At 39.4% G+C, this 18,723-nt stretch carries 18 protein-coding genes and 1 other annotated feature; of the genes, 4 read left to right on the top strand and 14 right to left on the bottom strand.

Annotated elements, in window-relative coordinates; all coding sequences use genetic code 11:
- Positions 1-61: 61 nt before the first annotated feature.
- Both RV13_RS18815 and RV13_RS20830 read left to right on the top strand, forming a co-directional pair.
- Positions 62-673, top strand: coding sequence for a DUF2922 family protein (locus tag RV13_RS18815; protein ID WP_060789461.1), 612 nt, complete (start codon positions 62-64; stop codon positions 671-673).
- A gap of 81 nt (positions 674-754) precedes the next feature.
- Positions 755-847, top strand: a complete 93-nt coding sequence (locus RV13_RS20830) for a type I toxin-antitoxin system Fst family toxin (protein WP_111945260.1) — start codon at positions 755-757, stop codon at positions 845-847.
- 87 nt (positions 848-934) lie between these two features.
- On the opposite strand, the gene RV13_RS18810 is transcribed toward RV13_RS20830, so the two are convergent.
- From RV13_RS18810 to RV13_RS18785, 6 genes are all read right to left on the bottom strand, one after another.
- Positions 935-1,186, bottom strand: coding sequence for a hypothetical protein (locus tag RV13_RS18810; protein ID WP_028020797.1), 252 nt, complete (start codon positions 1,184-1,186; stop codon positions 935-937).
- 216 nt (positions 1,187-1,402) lie between these two features.
- Positions 1,403-2,245 carry a MetQ/NlpA family ABC transporter substrate-binding protein gene (locus RV13_RS18805; protein WP_060789460.1) on the bottom strand — a complete coding sequence of 281 codons (843 nt, stop codon included), beginning with the start codon at positions 2,243-2,245 and terminating at the stop codon, positions 1,403-1,405.
- Positions 2,246-2,293: 48 nt separating this feature from the next.
- Entirely contained in the window at positions 2,294-3,052 is a 759-nt protein-coding gene (locus RV13_RS18800; RefSeq protein ID WP_028020799.1) for an aspartate/glutamate racemase family protein, read from the bottom strand.
- Positions 3,052-4,272 (bottom strand): NAD/NADP octopine/nopaline dehydrogenase family protein, encoded by a 1,221-nt coding sequence (locus RV13_RS18795; protein WP_060789459.1) that lies wholly within the window; start codon positions 4,270-4,272, stop codon positions 3,052-3,054. The genes RV13_RS18800 and RV13_RS18795 overlap by 1 nt, the downstream gene beginning before the upstream one ends.
- 61 nt (positions 4,273-4,333) lie before the next feature.
- Positions 4,334-4,582: a binding site (T-box leader), on the bottom strand.
- A gap of 195 nt (positions 4,583-4,777) precedes the next feature.
- A complete protein-coding gene (locus tag RV13_RS18790; RefSeq protein ID WP_028020801.1) occupies positions 4,778-5,239 on the bottom strand; it encodes a hypothetical protein in 462 nt (153 codons plus the stop codon).
- A gap of 1,067 nt (positions 5,240-6,306) precedes the next feature.
- Positions 6,307-8,514: a Cna B-type domain-containing protein gene (locus tag RV13_RS18785; RefSeq protein ID WP_060789458.1), complete on the bottom strand. Its 2,208-nt coding sequence runs from the start codon at positions 8,512-8,514 to the stop codon at positions 6,307-6,309.
- A 393-nt stretch (positions 8,515-8,907) separates the two neighbouring features.
- On the opposite strand from RV13_RS18785, the gene RV13_RS18780 reads away from it, so the two are divergent.
- Positions 8,908-10,158, top strand: coding sequence for an IS110 family RNA-guided transposase (locus RV13_RS18780; protein ID WP_060789457.1), 1,251 nt, complete (start codon positions 8,908-8,910; stop codon positions 10,156-10,158).
- A 776-nt stretch (positions 10,159-10,934) separates the two neighbouring features.
- On the opposite strand, the gene arsC is transcribed toward RV13_RS18780, so the two are convergent.
- The 8 genes from arsC to RV13_RS18740 all read right to left on the bottom strand — a co-directional run bounded on the left by arsC (position 10,935) and on the right by RV13_RS18740 (position 17,251).
- The gene (gene arsC / locus RV13_RS18775) at positions 10,935-11,339 is read right to left on the bottom strand and encodes an arsenate reductase (thioredoxin) (RefSeq protein ID WP_028020803.1); all 405 of its coding nucleotides are present in this window, start codon (positions 11,337-11,339) and stop codon (positions 10,935-10,937) included.
- Between the two features lie 75 nt (positions 11,340-11,414).
- Positions 11,415-13,139, bottom strand: coding sequence for an arsenical pump-driving ATPase (gene arsA / locus RV13_RS18770; protein ID WP_060789464.1), 1,725 nt, complete (start codon positions 13,137-13,139; stop codon positions 11,415-11,417).
- 35 nt (positions 13,140-13,174) lie between these two features.
- On the bottom strand, positions 13,175-13,552 hold the full coding sequence (arsD, locus tag RV13_RS18765) for an arsenite efflux transporter metallochaperone ArsD (RefSeq protein ID WP_028020805.1): 378 nt from the start codon (positions 13,550-13,552) through the stop codon (positions 13,175-13,177).
- The gene (locus RV13_RS18760; protein ID WP_028020806.1) at positions 13,530-13,877 is read right to left on the bottom strand and encodes an ArsR/SmtB family transcription factor; all 348 of its coding nucleotides are present in this window, start codon (positions 13,875-13,877) and stop codon (positions 13,530-13,532) included. The genes arsD and RV13_RS18760 overlap by 23 nt, the downstream gene beginning before the upstream one ends.
- Before the next feature lie 159 nt (positions 13,878-14,036).
- The gene (locus RV13_RS18755) at positions 14,037-15,002 is read right to left on the bottom strand and encodes an alpha/beta fold hydrolase (protein WP_060789456.1); all 966 of its coding nucleotides are present in this window, start codon (positions 15,000-15,002) and stop codon (positions 14,037-14,039) included.
- Between the two features lie 175 nt (positions 15,003-15,177).
- Positions 15,178-15,696 (bottom strand): YjbQ family protein, encoded by a 519-nt coding sequence (locus RV13_RS18750; RefSeq protein ID WP_010744056.1) that lies wholly within the window; start codon positions 15,694-15,696, stop codon positions 15,178-15,180.
- A 4-nt stretch (positions 15,697-15,700) separates the two neighbouring features.
- Positions 15,701-16,396: a triose-phosphate isomerase gene (locus RV13_RS18745; RefSeq protein ID WP_028020808.1), complete on the bottom strand. Its 696-nt coding sequence runs from the start codon at positions 16,394-16,396 to the stop codon at positions 15,701-15,703.
- 18 nt (positions 16,397-16,414) lie between these two features.
- A complete protein-coding gene (locus RV13_RS18740; RefSeq protein ID WP_028020809.1) occupies positions 16,415-17,251 on the bottom strand; it encodes a class II fructose-bisphosphate aldolase in 837 nt (278 codons plus the stop codon).
- A 160-nt stretch (positions 17,252-17,411) separates the two neighbouring features.
- On the opposite strand from RV13_RS18740, the gene RV13_RS18735 reads away from it, so the two are divergent.
- The gene (locus tag RV13_RS18735) at positions 17,412-18,332 is read left to right on the top strand and encodes a sugar-binding transcriptional regulator (RefSeq protein WP_028020810.1); all 921 of its coding nucleotides are present in this window, start codon (positions 17,412-17,414) and stop codon (positions 18,330-18,332) included.
- Positions 18,333-18,723: the final 391 nt, after the last annotated feature.

The following is an 18,723-nucleotide window of genomic DNA, read 5'->3' as shown; positions in this document are numbered from 1 at the left end:
GAATGAACCTTGATAGAAGATGACCTACGTAAAGAAAAATTTGAGAAAGGAAAATACAGCTATGCGACAGGATTTAGTGGCGACCTTTACCAACGGTCTGGGAAAAACACATGACTGGAAATATAACAATCTAAAGAATGATCTGCCAATACCAGTAATCAAAGAAGCTTGCGAACTCTTAACGACGTTGGATATTTTTGAAGAAAATGGCGTAAAACTATTTGATTCCGTGGTGACGGCGAAGATCATTACTACTAAAGAAACCGAGATTTTTGATAAAGAAAAGGAACCTAAAGAAGACCGCCCTTGTGAAAAAGAAAAAACGGTTCCTTCTCCAAAAATAGAGAAAGAACCGGAAATGCCCGCTGTTAAAACAGGAAACAGCTACGACTATTTGTTTAATACATCGAGAACTGCGATTGCTAAAATTTTGGAAGAACCAGCAGAAACGAGAAACGACTCCCTTTCATTAATAATACCTGCACCACAAATCGGAGAAAAGACGATTACATCATTAGAATTACCTTCTGCTGGAAAAACTTTAACTGAACAGTCAGGTATTGAAGAACAAGAGTCTCCACAAAAAGGGCTTCTCGCTTGGATTCGTCAAAAAATCAATCGAAACAAGGACGATCCAGATATCCGTTCTCGAAACGGTGATCCCAGCAGCTAAATTCTGCCCTTCTCAAATAAATTACGCGTAGGTCTCTTGCTTGAGTTGTCAGCCTCCACATCAGAGAGGAGGTGATGCACCTTGAGCGAGCTGATTCGATATGTCCTCGCTCCGCTCTTTGTGGGGCTGATCATCGCCCTGGTCAACCACTGGCTGAGCGGGCGTGATCCATGACGACTAGAGACAAATACACCTGCGGCAATGTTGGTTGTCGCAGGTGTCATTTTCAAACATTCGTAATCGCCAGTTCTAACTCCTAGGTCAAAACCAGACTTCTCTCATTTTTTCTAAAAATTCTTCTGATAAAGTGTAGTGATCACTTTTAGGTAAAACAGAATCAATGCCGCAGTTAGGGCACTCTGCCGTATCACCTGAAGCATCCTGAATCCATGACTCAATCCTTTCATAATCAAAGAGCAGCCCGCAATAAAAGCAGCCACAGAGTCCAGATTTTTTTAATAATTCTCTGTTCCCTGTACAAAATCGGTGAGCATTTTTATAGAGTTCTTCCATGTTTTATACTCCTTTCTTCCCTCTACGTTTTTACTTGCTATTATCATAAGTGTAACTCTTTTAGTGACTGTTCGTTTAGTTTTTTTGTACAAGGTCCAAAACACAGATGAGAAAACTTATAAAATCACTAGCGCAACAAGATATATAATCTAAACAGACGAAGCTTCTATTGATTAGAAACTCCGCCTTCTTTCCACACCCACACTGTATTGAAAATTATTCACCGGCTTGTTTCTCAAGAGAAACCGGCTTGACAGAACCGTCCCATTTTTTTAATATCCAATTTTGTACCTCTTTGTTATGCAAAATCTTTGTCAATTTCTTAATTCGCGGATCGTTTTTGTCTTCTTCCCGCACAGCAATAATGTTCCCATAAGGCGAATTATCTTCCTCTAACAGAATCGCATCCTTTACTGGATTCAATTTAGCTTGATAGGCAAAATTGGCATTAATGGCAACCAGATCGCCTTCTTCATTCGTGTAGGCACTAGTTAAAAGAGAGGGGTCAATAGAATGCTCAAATTTCAAATTTTTCGGGTTTTCTGCAATATCATCAAAACTGGCAGTCTCTAAGTTTATCCCTTCCTTCACCTTGACTAGGCCAGCCTTTTGAAGAATCGTAATGATTCTTCCCCAATCCGAGACCGAATTCGAGGTGATGATCGTCGCGCCATTTTTCAACTCATCCAATGAATTGATCTTTTTTGAATACAAGCCCATTGGTTCGACATGAACGGCTCCAGCATTCGCAAATTTATACTCATTTTCCTTGATTGCTTGTTCAAAGAAAGGAACATGCTGGAAATAGTTCACGTCAATATCTTCATCCGCTAACGCCTTATTGGGGAGGATATAATCGTCGAAGTTTTTAATCTCCAATGTGACGCCTTCCTTTTCCAATAAGGGTTTCACATGCTCCAGTATTTCTCCATGAGGTGTGGTCAAGGTGCCAATCACCAGCGTATCTTCTTTTTTTTCGCTTGTTGAGGCCTTAGAACAGCCAGTCAGTATTAGAATGACTGTCAATAAGCTTGCCAAATAAATTGCCTTTCTCTTCATACATTTCTTCCCCTTTTACTTTTTATTAACCACGTTTGTAGCATTTCCTTAAAAATGACCGTAGTATCTGGTTTGGACTACCGCCGAATATACCCATTTTATTAAGCTGATAAAATCAAACACTGGCAGTCCGGATGCCTGTTGAATGGCATAAGAATATGGTGGCAGGTCACTGCATTCCAGCAAAACCGCTCCGATTTCAGAAGATTTACTCAGTTCTTTCTTCACCGTCTCAACCAAGTCTGCTTCAAGCTTCTGATTATCCAATACGGTTCTTCCCCAACGAATCGCAGAAAAGCTTTCTAGCGCACCAATCTCGCAAATAACACAATCCGATAAGTCTGCACCGGCTGAACTAAAAAAGGCGTCGTCAATATCTTTCCCGCTAGCTACCAAGGTTAAGATTTTCTGCTTTTTTTTGAGTCCTATTTTTATAAGCGGAACCTGACTGATACTGGACAAAAATACAGGGATGGCTACCGCTTCTGCTACTGTCTCTTGAAAATGACCAAAGTAGCCGCAGGCACCAACAATTGCTCGTACTCCTTGTTTTTCAAGCCTTTTAGCAGCATTGATAATTTGATCCTTGATATGTTCGCTTCCCTCAAACAATTGTTCAATTTCAAAATCAACCACCTCATATAGAACTGGAAAGTCAAAGGTCGTCGCATTAGCTACATTGCCCGGTAGTTTAGGATAAATTAAATTGACCGCAATAATCCCGATCGCATAGCCGGAAAATGGAGTGGGTGCAGATTGAACCGTGGAGGACAACTCTGCTTCTGTTTGAAGATTGCTCCTTCTCATCACTCTATCACTCCTCGATTCAAATAATTTAATAGCGCCTTTTGATCCAAATGCCCAATACCTAAATCTTCTAAGGTTAAGCCTTCTTTTAAGAAATCTCGTCCAGTCATCACCGAGGCCAACGTAATCATACTATCGATCACTTTCGTCTCAACATTGTATTTTTTCCCTAATTCATGATAGATATGGCAGCCGACAGGTATGTCTTCTGTAATATAACGATCATGGATACTGAAGGGACCTGTTCCAATAGCCATCTCAAATTGTTCATCAAAGGGAACGATACACTCCTCTCCCATATATTCAGGTCCCAAAATACTCGTTCTCGAAAGGAAATTTTTCTTTGGGAAACGCTGAAGATCCACTCCGATTGCTTCAGCTAAAGCCACTTCTTCTAAATAAAAGGCATATTGTACTTCCGAAATCGATTCGCAATAGGCATGGGAATAAATTGAGTAGGTGCTTTTATCATTCCCTCCAAAAACTCTTCCCCAATTCTCCATGACACCGACGCCTAAGATTGTTCCTGGACAATGCAGAACGGGATTCACATTACTAAACCCGATATCTAATACTGTCTTTCCCCCGATTGGCCCGTCTCCGTTTGTGATGGTGTCAAAGCAGCCTAACGCCTGTGTACTTTGTAAAAAAAGCTCTTGGTCTGTTATGGGCAAAGCAGCCCCCCGCAGGGTAATTGCCCGATACATCAAGCTGACTTCCGGGGTTAATACGCCCCCTTCCTTAACGACCCTCGCACCATAAGGAGCACTGGACCAGCCGCCAACGACGACAGATTTGTCGCAATTACTTTCACGCATTTTCTTTCGCAACTTTAACGAGCCAAAATTATCTGGAATAATGTGAACAATCATATTGTCTTCTAAAGCAGGGACCAATTCTTCGAAAAAGGCATCGTGAGCAATCGATGGCACCGCAACAATAATCAGCTTGCAGCCGGCAACACAATCTTTTACATTCGTGGTGATTTTATTCAAATCGGCTTGGCCGGAACGCTTGAATCCATATTTATTATTTTGCTTTCCTGTAAGCAGGATCCCCGTACGTTCGAAATTTTCTAACGTTGTTTCAGCAAAATTTGGTAAATCACAAATATTGACTTGGTTCCCACTTAACACACAATCCGCAGCAATTGCCTTTGCGGCCGCTCCGCCTCCCAACACAGCAATTGGCGTAGCATTATTTCTTTTCTCATTACTCATTTCTTTTCCTCCTTTGTATTTAAAACAAAAAAATCGTCCTTGATTTGTATTCAAAATACAAATCAAGGACGATAAACATACCTTATCGCGGTACCACCTTCATTACTTGCCTTTACAGCAAGTCGCTTTTCGGTTACAGAAAAATATTCGATAACCTATCACTGTAACGGGTGAACCCGTAGTATCTAAAGATTGCTCCCTCGATAGCTAACGCTCAAAGACCATTTTCACAAGGCTTGACTATCTCTTTTCACCAAACAGAGACTCTCTGGAAATCTTACATTGCTACTCTTCTTATCGTTGCTTAATTATATTTTAATTTAAACACAATAATAGGTTAGTTGCTCCTAAATGTCAACATTGAATAGTAAAAATTATTCTCTAGTGAGATCGAGAATCTCTTGCTTTGATTAAAATGAATTGGGCTGCTAGGTGTTCGATTCGATGAATTATTAATGCAGTTGGACGAACAAAGCCACAAAACTAGTAAGGAACAAAATCATACTTATTTTTTAATATCATTGATATCATCGGTAATAACCCAATCATCCATATTCTTTTCTCTATTGTAATAAAAGGGCTCGATCTGCTCTAAATGGTCGACCTCATAGAGTCCTATACACTTTTTCCCGTACCATCTCGTCTTTTGCTTTTCGGATAAATTAAGTGCTTCTCCAAAACCTTTGATGAACGCTGTAGATTCTTCAGGGGTCATTTTATATTTTTCTACTACCTTGGTTAAAACACCGCGATAATTTACTTCTAAATTTCCACCTTTTTCAACAAAATAGAGAATGTCCCCCTCTTTTGCTCGACCACCAAGCGGGCTTTTCTTTCCTGCAGCGCCGCGGATAATCATTGATTTTGTCCCATTTATCAGTTTTTCTAGTTCTTTTCCTTCATTATCCAGATAAACCAAGTGCTCTGCTTGCCCGTCTCTTTTTTGATACCATTCTGCACTAGCCATTTTATCTCCTCCACCATTAAAATTTATTTAGCTACCATTTATTTTATAGGAATCTTACTTGGAAAACTACCTCATTTATTCACGGCCTCTTCAGTCGTAAACGAGTGAAGACAGAAATTACTTCACCGCATGGGTGACTCTTAATGGCTTCATTAGTAAATTGTAGAATTATTGGGTACACAAAATAGTTTGACGAGAAAGCAACTTTTGTTCCATCCTCGTTGATTCTTCTTCCCAGTCTGTTCTTGTTTTTCTTATAAACAGTGTCGATTTTTTTGAAAGATCTTCTTTGCTATCCCCTTTACTAATTAATAAATCCAGCGGAAATAGTTTAGATTTCCTTCACAAAAGGTGCTTCTTAACTATCATAAAAAGAATCTCTCTTTTGAAAAAAAGTATTTCAAATGTTGATTTTTTTCATGACTATGCGAATCACTCTATCTGCTGCAACTATCATTGGCGTCGAAAGATTGTTTATGACTGGCGTCTATATTCGAACAAGAAATTTATGGATTTCATTTATGCTACATTACATTTTCGATATGATAATATTTTTATCGGTAATGCTTGTTCAGCACTAAAGAACAATTGTAAACAATTGCTTAAAATTTGAAAACCAAAAATGACAAGGATGCCTGATTCTGATGACACGCTAAGATTTTCTCATTGAGGGACAGTCGATGCTCCCCCAATGAATGTGTTCAATGTTGACCCCGAAGATCTTTTTAGAAAAATCATCCATTCAGATAGAATTCATGCTTTGGCTGCAAGAGAATTCTTTATGCTTCGTAGATAAAGAGTTAGGGAAACAAGCGTAGTTTTTTCACCTTTTTCCCTTTTATCATAACTCGTAGGTTACATAACAAAAGGGATGGCCGAATCCTTCTTCCTCAAAAATTCTTGACACAAAAATCCCTATAAAGTAGTTTTGGAATTTTTTTCCTTTTCTACTTTATAGGGAATCCTTCATAATAGGAACGCTTTTTTTATTCTACTGATAAGCTTTTACACAGACTTAAACATCGATGAACGAAATAAGGAAGGGATGCTTCTTCATTTTAGCTAAATTATTCCTTTGCTTTCTTTCTCAAATATAGGCCTCCGCCTATGCTCGCTACTAAAAGTCCACCCACTATGGTGAGCCACCAACCTTTTTCTTCACCGGTTCTTGGTAACCCATAACTAGTAAAAGAAGTTGTTGTGTCCTGCGTTTTTTCCGAGTTATTTTTTTCGGCTTTCTTTTTAAGTGTATTCGTAATCAACAGGTTCCCAGTCTTTTCTCCAGCTATTGATGCTGTATAGCCAGCCGGAATAGCTACCTCTTTAATCGTATATTGAATTGGGTTTCCAAACGGATCATTCAAGTCGAGATTATCCCAAGTAAACGTCCAATTCATTTTTTCGCTCAATTGCACTGGTTCCCCTTGCTTCTGACCATTCGCGTATAACTGAATCATGATATTCTCTGGGCGAAGATGGGTTTGATCGTTATTATCTTCCCAATGTTTCGTAACCGTGCGACTTGTTTTTCCGTCTTGATACGTATTCGTAATATCGAAACCTTTTATTTGGGTTGTATAGTGTGCCACACTATCCTCTGTTACTGTATAAATAATTTCACGATCCTTGTTAAATTTTGGTAACTCTTTAAACTCATAACACCAATTGTCGGCTTCACTTACTTTCTTTGAATCAACTTGTAGGCCGTCTGCCAATAGATTTACTGTTATCGTTTCTGGTCTTTTTCCCGCTTGATTATTGTTGTCTTCCCATTTTTTTACTCCAGAAACGTTTATCGTAGGCGTTTCTTTTTTATTTATGATTGTTTTTAAAACGGATCGATCACTTCCAAAATCATCAGGAGAAATCTTAATTTCATCACTTGATAAAACATATCCAGGAGGAGCTTTGGTTTCTTTCAGGGTATAACTATCCTTCAATAACTGATGGATGAGTCCGTGACCGTTCTCATCTGTCTCAATAGTTCCCACAACTACTCCTGTTCTATCTCGAGTAATCTCAAATACCGCTCCTGCTAATCGTTCATTTGTTTCATTTGTTTTATGGATCTCAATTGTGTAGTTGTACCCATCTGCTTCACCACTACCTGATTGATAAGTTCGAGTTACCTCGACATCGTTTATAACGACTTGATTATCAGTCATACGAGCATAGTTTGTAAATTTTTCACCCTCAATAGGTTCGTGGTCCGATTTTGTTTTATAAGATATTTGGTACTCTTTATTTCCTATATCTCCTAAATGAATCGAAAATCCCTTCTCACTAAACTCAATAGTGTATTGGTCCGTAACATTTTCTTCTTCTTCAAAAATCCAAATATGATTACTATTTAATTCCCAATTGCCTACTTTAATGGAAAATGTGTCTTTCATATAAGACAATCCATCGGTTTTTAAAATATCCTCTATCGTTACATCCGAGTAAGTATTTCCAGATGGATTTACTCGTAATTCATTGTATATTTCTGTGCCTTCAGCATTTGTAAACCAAGAAAACTTCGAAAATTTTTCATTTTCATCATCTCCTTGATTCTCAAAATGAATGTCCCCGGCAAATATCTGTTCACCCTCAACATCAATATATATAGGAACATCCGTTTTATTCTCTACTGTGCTGGTATCAATTTTACTAATAAAATACAATTTTCCAGAAATATTGGAGTGTTCTTCGACAAAAGACGTATAGGTCAATGTAACTGTATTATTGCTAGCATTTGTGTTTGCAACAGCTATTATATCTCCAGAGTCATTAGTCACATTGAATGTGATATTGCTTTCTAACATGAATTCTGATGGCAATGTGATTGAACTTGTGTCACCGTTACTCACTTCATTATTCGGCAATGAAAAAGCAATGTTCACCCGAATCTCCGTATATTGAGTGACTTCAGTCAGAGGATTGCCTGCCGAATCGGTTAAAGAAATACTATCCACGATATTAGCAACTGCCTTCCGAGATGAGGGGCCTCGTGGTTGATTAGTAGTTGAATTGGATTGCTGTCTTCGATCTATTTTCTCGCTTGTTGAAGTAGCTTGTTCTTGAGAGTTTGAAGAAACAACTTCCTTCTCCTTTTGAGTTGAGACCGATAAAGCATCCTCATTAATCTTGTTGACTACTGATTCAGAGTCATTGTGGAGCGTTTGCTGTGTGCTTTGGCTTGAGTCAGTTGTTTCTGCCAACGCAATGAACGAGACTGTCAAAAATGAACTGATCATGATGACGAGACTCAAATATAAAGATACCCTTTTTTTCATTTTTTATTCCCTCTCGTAATATATATTTTGAAACGATTTTCATCGTTCCAGTCACCCTTTCGGGTTATTCCTTATTAAATAACTTTAAAACCTTGGCTATTGACTTTTGTTCCTGAATAATAGACTTGTGGAAATGGTCTATCGAAACACTGCTATTTTCCTTTGTAGCTATGACTACAGCAGAAAGCCTGCATCCCGACTTATTGGTTATCATGCCTCAAACCCATTAGCTGTACCGTTTACTTTTTATACTATTTCTAGTAGGAAATAGAGTGGCTTTTAGAAAGTAAACAATTGAGTACTATTAAGCGAGACTGCGGTTATCCAGTAAGGTTCAGGGATAAACTTCAATAGCTAAGTATTTCCAAATAATTTACGAAAGGAGGCCCTTCCATGAAATTATTTATCGGTTTAGATGTTAGCTCTCAAAAATTAGATACTTGTTTTTTAACAGATTCAAAAGAAATTCTATTTGAAGATTCACTTAGCAACGATTTGATCGGAGCTAGTGAAATCAAACAAAAAATTCTGAATTACCAAGAAACCTGCGATTTCAGTCGAATTGTCATAGGCATGGAATCAACCTCTGTCTACAGTTTTCATCCATCAATGTTTTTCTACTTAGATGAAGATTTAAAGCAGTTACCTGTCGAAGTTACTGTAGAAAATCCTTATAGAATCAAACAGTATTCAAGAATGTTTGATCAGGATAAAACAGATAAAATTGATGCACGGATCATAGCCGATTATCTGCGAGTAGATCTTCATACACTATCTCCTATTAAAGAAGAAATCTATGTTGGTCTTCAACGATTGACAAGATCTCGTTATCAATTAGTAACTCAAATGGTAGAAGCCAAACAACATTTTTTAGAAAATCTAACGTATAAATGTAACACCTTATCAAAAGAACTTGCGAATGAAGACAATAAAACTTCCGTATTCGGAACTACGATTATGAACCTCCTAACAGAGGACATTACCTTAGACGAATTTTCAGAAATGCCTTTGGAAGAAGCAGCCGAATTACTTCAAAAGCTAGGAAAAGGTCGATTCAAAAATCCAGAGCAACTTGTCAAAAGTATTAAAAAAGCTGTTCGTAGTTCTTATCGTTTAGGTAAAGTAACCAAGAACTCTATTGATCTTGTGTTAGGAATAATAGCCAATGAAATCAAATTTCTAAAAAAACAGATTAAAGAAATCGAAAAAGCCATTACTGCCTTACTTGAAACAATTCCAGAGGCCCAATGCTTGTTAAGCGTCCCAGGTTTAGGGCCTGTTTATACCGCAGGCTTAATCGCTGAGATTGGTCAAATCGAACGATTTGACGATCAATCTAAATTAGCAAAGTATGCGGGTCTAACTTGGACTAAGAATCAATCGGGAAACTCTCAATCTGAAAACACACCACTAAATCGTTCTGGAAATCGCTATTTTTGTTACTACTTAATTGAAGCCACCAATCGAGTAAGAATCACGCTTCCAGAATTTAAAGAGTACTACCAAAAAAAGAAAAATGAAGTACCTAAACACAAACATAAGCGAGCGCTCGTCTTAACCGGAAGAAAATTTGTGCGCTTGATCGATGTGCTACTACGCAACGGTCAACTCTATCAGCCAACGAAGGTGGTGATAGAAAAATAACGCAAAGTTATTTGCACAAAACCTCGTAATCAGCCCGAAAAAATTTGAATTTTCGTCGGGTCTAGTTCAGTGCGGTCTAATCTTTGAAAATCTAACTCATTTTTTTAAATTTCTATCTTGACTTATTACCATTAGGCTTTCTTTGCCCCTTATTTCATTAAACTATTTTGATTATATATATATTATTTTTATAGTTCAAGGATTTATTTGTAATCTTCAAAGATTAAATTCCCACAAAACTATCCAGTTACAGATAATTAATACATCCATAAAGTTAATTTTTCTTTTAAAAATTAACTGTTCCTTCTGCTTTCCTTTAATAGCTATGCTAGCAACAATTAACCCGAACTATTTTCATCGCAGGCATTTGATTTTATTGCTTCGTCTCCATTGTTCTTTTTAGGCTTCTTTTTTCACACGTATTAAAAGTTTTTTTATCTACGAAACTTTCTTTATCCTTTAACAATAAAAATTCAAAATCCGATAATCCAATCGCTATTCTTCCCTTTTGAGAGGTCTTTTTACAAGGCTAAAAATTCTTTTGAACTACTCACAAAGCAGGTGGATTTCAAACAAAAAACACTGACGGTAAAAAACCATCAGTGCTCCACAACCAAGCTTATTCGCCCATAATCATTAAAAATTTCAGGTTCCTGTCCGTTCGCGATTTTGATCCTAATCGACAAAATAGATGTAGCCGATTAAGAATTCACTATCTTAACTTTTTATTCCTCAGACAAGCCTCTATTGAAAACGAGCGTATGGCGTCACTTAGTTTAACCCATACTAATAATCTTTCCTCTAATTAGATCCCTCGTTCTCCTAAATTCAGATAGAATTTCTTCTTCAGAACCAGTGGCTTGCGCTGGGTCTTTCAAGTCCCAGTGCTCATGGGCAGCATCCTTAGGTATGGTCGGGCATTTATCCTTTGCATCTCCACAAAGGGTGATGATCAAGTCTGCCTTTGCAAAATAATCCATATCTATCAAATCAGATGTCTGATTAGAAATATCAATTCCATCTTCAGCCATTACCTTTACGGCTCTAGGGTTTAAGCCATGGGTTTCAATCCCTGCACTTCTGATCTCAAAATCTGATTTCGGCAAAAGTTTGCGCGCGTACCCTTCCGCTATCTGACTGCGGCAAGAATTACCCGTACACAAGAAATAAATTTTTTTCATTACTGCTTTCCTCCATTTAATTACTCGTCATCAAGAAACCTATATATAGACAAACGTCTATGTATAGGCTAAAAATTATACCCTTAATGGGCTAAAGTTTGGTTGCCATTCTTCAACAGCGAATTTTCCTTTTGAAAGATCTGAAACTTTTTCGATCCATTCCAATTCATTGAAGGAACGGGCTTTCAAAATAGCATTTTGCGTATTCGTTGCCAGCATGCTTTGGTTCACTAGCCACCAGGTATGGGCAATTTTGGCACGCTCCAAATCTTCATCCAACCTCATTGATTCATAGACAGGCGTTGTTTCTGGTAAGGTGACCATCAATACTTCCGTTTCTTCTTTGTTCTGAAGTCGCGGTAATAATTTTTGAATGGCGATGGGAACTTCTCCAGAGCTTCTTTCAACTTCCTTTGCATAGCTTTGAGTAGAGTCTAGTAAAAGTAAGGTATGTCCTGTTGGCGCTGTGTCAATTACAACCACTTCATTTTCCGCTTTGTCTACAATTTCCGCAAATGCTCGGAATACTGCAATTTCCTGTGTACAAGGCGAGCGTAGATCTTCTTCAACGTAGGCAACATCATCTGCTTTCATTGTCTCACGAGCTTTGGTAAGCACTTCCTCTTTATAGGCTGCTAGTTCCTTTTCTTCATCAATGTGACTAATTGAAATAGGTAAATCCTTTGATAAAAATAGATTCAGATGATCGGCTGGATCCGTCGTAGCCAAATGAACATTCTTGCCTGATTGTGCGAACTTCTCAGCAATTTTGATGGCGATCGTGGTCTTGCCTACTCCGCCTTTCCCCATGGTAAAAATGATTTTTTTATTTGTATGAATAAACGCGTCGACAATTGCATCCAAATTACGGAATTCAGCATGTTCTTGCTCTTCTTCCACAATAGCAGGCTGCTGATCCTTTAATAGCAATTGGAGCTTCTCTATCCCTGTGACATTATATGGTCTAAGGGGGATGTAGTAGGTTTCGAATTTAGTTAACGCGTCTGGCATAGTACTCAAATCATTCTGCTGCTCTCTATAAATCTCTTGGGAAATAGCGTCATCATGAGATTCTAATAAGCCATTGATAACTAACTTTTGATTTTTAATGCCTAATTTCAACAATTCTTCTGATGCACGCTCTGCTTCAATCAAAGGAGCAGATTGCGGACGAGCAACTAAGATCAAGGTCGTTTGGGCAGCATCGCTCAAGGTTTCGACAGCTTTTTCATACATGTCCTTTTTATCACCTAACCCGGATAACTGACCTAAGCAGGAAACGCCTGTCGTGTTTTCATCAAGAAAATTATTCCAAGCAGAAGGCAATTGGAGCATTCTTAATGTATGGCCAGTCGGTGCCGTATCAAAAATGACATAATCGAACTGATCTGCAACTTCTCCATCAGTCAAAAAGTTAGCAAATTCGTTAAACGCCGCAATCTCCACGGTACAAGAGCCTGAAAGCTGTTCTTCCATATTTAGTAAAGCGCTATCAGGAAGAAGCCCACGATAGGGACCAATAACACTTTCCTTATACTCTTCAGCAGCAGTTATTGGATCAAAGTTCGCTACCTTCAAATGATCTATTCCTTCAATCGCTGTCGGTTTATTGGTTAAAGTGGTTTGAAAGACATCCTGCAGGTTTGAAGCCGGATCGGTACTAACCAACATGACCTGATTGCCTTCTTGCGCCAATGAAGTCGCTGTGGCACAGGCCGTCGTTGTTTTTCCGACACCGCCTTTTCCAGTGTAAAACAGATATTTAGTTAATCCCAATTTTTGGGGAATGTATTGGCGCATGCCATCTCCTCCTTCGTTTGTTTTGGAGAAGGCCATTAGCAACAGCCTTCATTTCCGCTGTTTCCACCACAGCACCCGCCTGTATTGTTTGCTGGTTGAGTCACAAAATGCACATCTCCGTATTTTCCAAATTCTTCTAAGCTAGGATATGAGCCTTCTTTGACAATTTTTCCATCTAGCAGGGTTACAGGTAAAATATCATTCCCTTTTTCTTGAAGTAATTTCAATATTGTAGGATTGTTCACAAACGCATCCGGATCACTGGTTAAATTATGACGTGACACGTCGATTGAATCCAACCCTTCAAATGTTTCAAACACTGAAGTGACCATCAACAACTCCTCATCCACAGAGGGACCGCAAATCCCTGTTGAACAGCACATTGCTGGTTCAAATAGTTCCAATTTTTTCATCATTTTTCTCTCCTTTACAATCACAGTTTATTTTTTTACAAATGCAATCCTCTTTTGCTGAAAATAATTGCATCATTGAACCCATAAATTGATCAACAAAACGATCCGTCAATTGATAATGGTGCCACGTTCCCTCTTTAGTCACGAGGACAACACCAGCTTTTTCCAACACCTTCATATGATGTGATAGGGTTGGTTGAGTAAAATCAAAATGATCCAAGATATCGCAAGCGCATAAACTACCACAAGACAAAAGATCAACGATTTTAAGACGTTTCGGATCAGCAAGTGCCTTTAGCGTTTTAGACATTTCATCATAGTTCATTCGTGTTCCTCCTTACATAGATGATCATCTATGTTTATAATATAGACAGTCATCTATGTATTGTCAATCGTTTCTGTCCTGCTGTTTTTACTTTAGACATACCCGGGCTCTCCTTTTGCTTGATAAATCTTCAATCTCTGCTATCAGCTCAATGGCACGCTAAAGAGGATCCGCTAACGTGATCCGATTTTGTAAAACGTCTTCCCGCAAAATTTTGCACATTTTCTCTGCTTCTTCAAAACAAGGACTGTGAGCGGAATGATTAAAGGTATAGAAACCAACCATTGGCGCTTTAAGCTTCTGAGCGTATTTTTGGGCAAGGGCGTAGGAGACTTGGTAATCAAAACGGCCATGGAGAATATAGACTGGAATCGCTAATTCAGGTACCTCTTTGGCTAGATCAATAGTCATGATCTCATCCCATAAACAGTTTAACGCAAAGGAGTTGCCCCGCATAAATTGAACCTTTTCCCTCAATGTGTACCCTTTGAACCGCATTAGCATGCTGCCAATTTTCATACTTGATCGGCAATTGCGCATGAAACCAACTCCCAGCTTCATCATCCCTGCGCTCCTTGCAGAAATGTACGCAGTAGACACTTCTCCACCCTGATCGATGGAAAATTTTTCGAGCTTTTTGATCATTTTTTGATGCTTATTCTTCCGATATTCATCCAGCATGTATGAATACGCTAGCCGTTCTGATTCTAGCTGATGACTCATTTGGCCGATCCCAATGTAGGCTTGAAATAATTCTGGTCTTCTTTGAGCAGTCAACATGCCAAGCAGGGTTCCCCAGGAATGCCCTATTAAATAGATTTTCTCCCTAGAAAAGCGCTCTCTTAAATAGTCTGTTACCACAAGTGTATCGGCAATCATTTGCTCGATTGTCATTTTTTCTTTTGTGGTATCTTTTTGATAAGATATCCCGCTGCCTCGTTGCTCCCACCAGCAAACGGTAAATATTTCTTCTAACCCTGTCGGATAATCCTGAGTAAAGGCAATCTCAGGTGAACCGGGACCTCCGTGCAAGAATAGTAAGACCGGATTTTCTGTCTGTTTACTTTGTGAGAACATTCCCTGTTGAGTCCCATTGACCTCAATAAAAATTTTTTCCTCCAACATTGCTTTTCATTCTCCCCACTTCTTTTCGTGGCTCCTTTGTTACCGACACTTTTCTTTTAACCATTAGTATACGTGTATTCGTGGCGGTCTACAATGTTGCTTGAACAATCACCTAATAACGAGTACGCAAAAAAAACACTGACAGCAATTTACCATCAGTGCTCCTCAATAAGACTTATTCCCCCATAATCATTAAATTACAGGTCCGTGTCCGTTCGCGATTTTGATCCCAATCAACAAAATACATATAGCCGACCGAACCGATTAATGGTTCACCATCTTTGATGATCACTGTTTCGCTGGCGCCAAATAGAGATCCTTTGATGTGGGCATCGGCGTTTAAAATAGAGACTGGGTCTGGCAAGTAATTTGGGTCTTTTGCGGCCAAGTCCTTTAAGAATTCCACGTGGGCTGGTCCGGGATATAAGTAGTCCGATTCTGTGTATTGTCTTGGGACTAACTTATCTAAGATTCGATTCTGATCGACTTGCAGGAATTCGTCGCCTTTCCAGTCTTTATCGTGTACATATTCTTCGAAAATCACTGAACAGGTCGTATGCGGAGTGGTAATCGCACAAAAACCATCTTTGATTCCTGATTGTTTGATGGCTTTTCTTAGCTGCAGCGTGATATCTAAATACGTGACTTTCCCTGCTTGAGTGTCAAGGGATAGTTGTTCATGTTTTACTGTCATTTTTTTAACCTCTTTCTTTATAGGCTTTTACTAAGGCTTCCACCATATCCGTCAGCATCTCTGCTGGGGAATCGGCATTGGTAATTCCACTGGTACAGCCTGTTCCATCGGCGCCTAATTCAATCGTGCGATAGACATCCTCCGCTTTACTGATTCCTGCTGCCTGCATCACTAAAATCGTGTCATCGATTTCTTTAATCGCTTGATTTGTTTGTTCAATATAGCTGCTGTCGCTGGTTTTTCCTGTACCAATCAGCTCTGTTGGTTCGCATAAAATGACCTCTGCCCCCATAACAGCTACAGCTTTTGCCTCGGAGATTGAATCTGCGCAGACGATGGTTTGAATGCCTAGCTCTTTTGCTCGTTTGATTGATTGCGCTAATGCAGCAACGGTCATCGGACGTTCGGCATGATTTAAGAAGACCGCCCGTGCTCCTGCATGATAGATGGACTCAGGCAGGACATGCCCGATGCCTCGCCCAGGATAAATCCCGTCCATATGCTGCGCCGTAACGATGATATTTTCGGTGGCGTTCTTCACCGCAGCGATATCTGCGAAAGGAACCGTTACCAGAATGGAGCATTCGGGATGCTTCACCGCTAGCTCATCGGCGCGTTTGGCTAATGCTACTAATTCCTCCCCATAGAGATAGGATTTTGGATTGAAGACGAAAAATGGGGATTTAATTTTGTGGGTCATTTCTTTTCACCTCTTTTTTTAATTTACACTCTTTGTCGCAAAAACTTTATAGCAGGACGCTAACGTCTCCGCCATCGCTTCGTTCGAAAGCCGTTTCATTTCTAAATAATCTTTTGGCTTACTATCCATGTTCTTTTTATAGGCCGCGTTAAGGAAATCGGTAAAAATATTGATCTTCGCAATACCGTTTAAGGCGCAACGATTCAAATTCGTATTGCCGGATGAAGAGCCGCCGTGCAGCACCAATGGTACATCCGTTATTTCTTTAATCTCCGCTAAGCGATCGAAGTTCAAGACGGGAGTCCCCTTGTACGCGCCGTGAGCGGTTCCAATTGAGATGGCTAAGGAATCGACGTCCGTCTCTTTGATAAAGCGTTGCACATCTTTGACCTCTGTATAGATCGAATCGGTGGTTTCGTGGTTTTCATAATTCGTGCCAGCACCTACATGGCCTAATTCCGCTTCCACTGTCACATTCTTTTGATGGGCGTATTCCACGACTTTTTTAGTGATCTTGATATTGTCCTCTAAGCTTTCCTTCGAAGCGTCGATCATGACAGAAGTAAAGCCCAAGTCAATCGCGCGTTTAATGAAATCAAAATCTTCGCCATGATCTAAGTGTAAAACTACTGGGACAGAAACCTTTTCAGCCAGATACTTGCCGATTAGCGCAGCCTCCTCCAACGAGATTAACTCTTTGTGGGCTTGTGCGAATGGCAGCATCAATGGTTTATTTAATTTTTCCGCCACAGTGACAAACGTCCGAGCAGAATCCAGGTCGATAAAGTTTGTTGCAGGTACTGCATAGCCTTCTTTACTTGCCTGTAGCAGCATTTCTTTCGAGTTTACTAACAAAAGAACCCTCTCCTTTTTTACATTTGTAAACCAGTATTTACTTTTGTAAAAAGTGTAGTATCATTAAGTAGAAAAGTCAATGACATTTAGAGATATCATTTGATATAAAAAATTTCGTATCGGAACATATGTTACGTGATGGACGAGGAGGTTTACGGAAATGCTAGATAGAGAGGATTTAATGTTAAAGGCTGTTGTGATGTATTACGAAGAGGAAGCCACACAAAGTGACATCGCAAAAAAATTGAGTATTTCACGCCCCACCGTCGCTTCTTTGCTGCATGAAGCCAAAGAAAAAGGCGTCGTGAAAATAACGATCCAACACAGTGAACTGCATCTACTGAAGCTGCAGGAACGACTGCTGGAAAAGTACGGACTGAAGAACATTAAGATCGCCGCAAAATCACAGAAAAATATGAAGGCCGCAGCCGGAAAGCTCTGTGTCGATCTGATCGAACCGATGCTGGAATCCATCGATAAGTTAGGAATCGGCTGGGGCTCCACTCTTTATGAATATGTCGAACAGGCCAATCTGCTAAATCTGGCCCATTTAAAAATTACCCCATTAATCGGAGGGATCGGACTCTCAGAAGTGCGGTTCCATTCGAATCATTTAGCCTTTATCCTATCTGAAAAATACAAGTGCGATGTTTCTTATTTTTACGCACCTGCAATTGCGGATACCTTAGAAATGAAGAAAACGTTGCTTCACACAGAGCTAATCAAGGACGTGATCGAAGAAGGAAAGAAAGTAGATCTCGCCATCCTTGGTGTCAGTGACCCGATCCGCTCCTCTACCTATAAAAAATTGAAATATATTTCAGAGGAAGAGGCCGAGCTTCTAAAAAGAGAGCACGCGATCGGAGATATTGGCAGTACGATTTTTACTGCGGACGGCACTCCGTTAAAAAAAGGCTTCTCTCAACGTCTCCTAGGCATTGAGCTGAAGGATATTCAAAAGATTCCTCGTGTCGCGATCGTTGCAACTGGAAAAGAAAAGGCTGAAAGTGTTCATACCTTACTGAAAATGAATTTTATTACCGACTTAATCATTGATGAAGAAATCGCTGAACTTTTGTAGTTCAGCGATTTTTTGTGGTTCATTAACTATTAAGAAAATATTAAGCTGAATGGAAAGCAACTCCCTATTTTCTTGATCTTCAAAAATTTTCCCAGGTCCTTTCACACGAAAAACATTGCTAAATTAACATCCACCGACTAAGCATACACCCCTCTTCGTTGTCAAAGTGCCGAATTCTGCATTTGGCCCTGAATTTTGCAGGGTATTTGGCGCTTCTGCTTTTCAAAAGACGATGAAATCAGGATTCTTCAAAAAAAATTAGTCGCTGCCCCTGCAAAATTGACCCCTAAATGTAATTTTCGCGGTTTTGACCTAGTTTTGTTTTGTGCCTTATCGTTAAGTCACCGGCCGGAACAAAAATCAAAACATGGAGGAATGAACATGATCCAAA

This window comes from Enterococcus raffinosus (assembly GCF_001886185.1).
In the GTDB taxonomy this organism is placed as follows: Bacteria; Bacillota; Bacilli; order Lactobacillales; family Enterococcaceae; genus Enterococcus_A; species Enterococcus_A raffinosus.
Note: the sequence above shows the minus strand (reverse complement) of the source record. Positions and strands in the feature narration are given on the sequence as shown.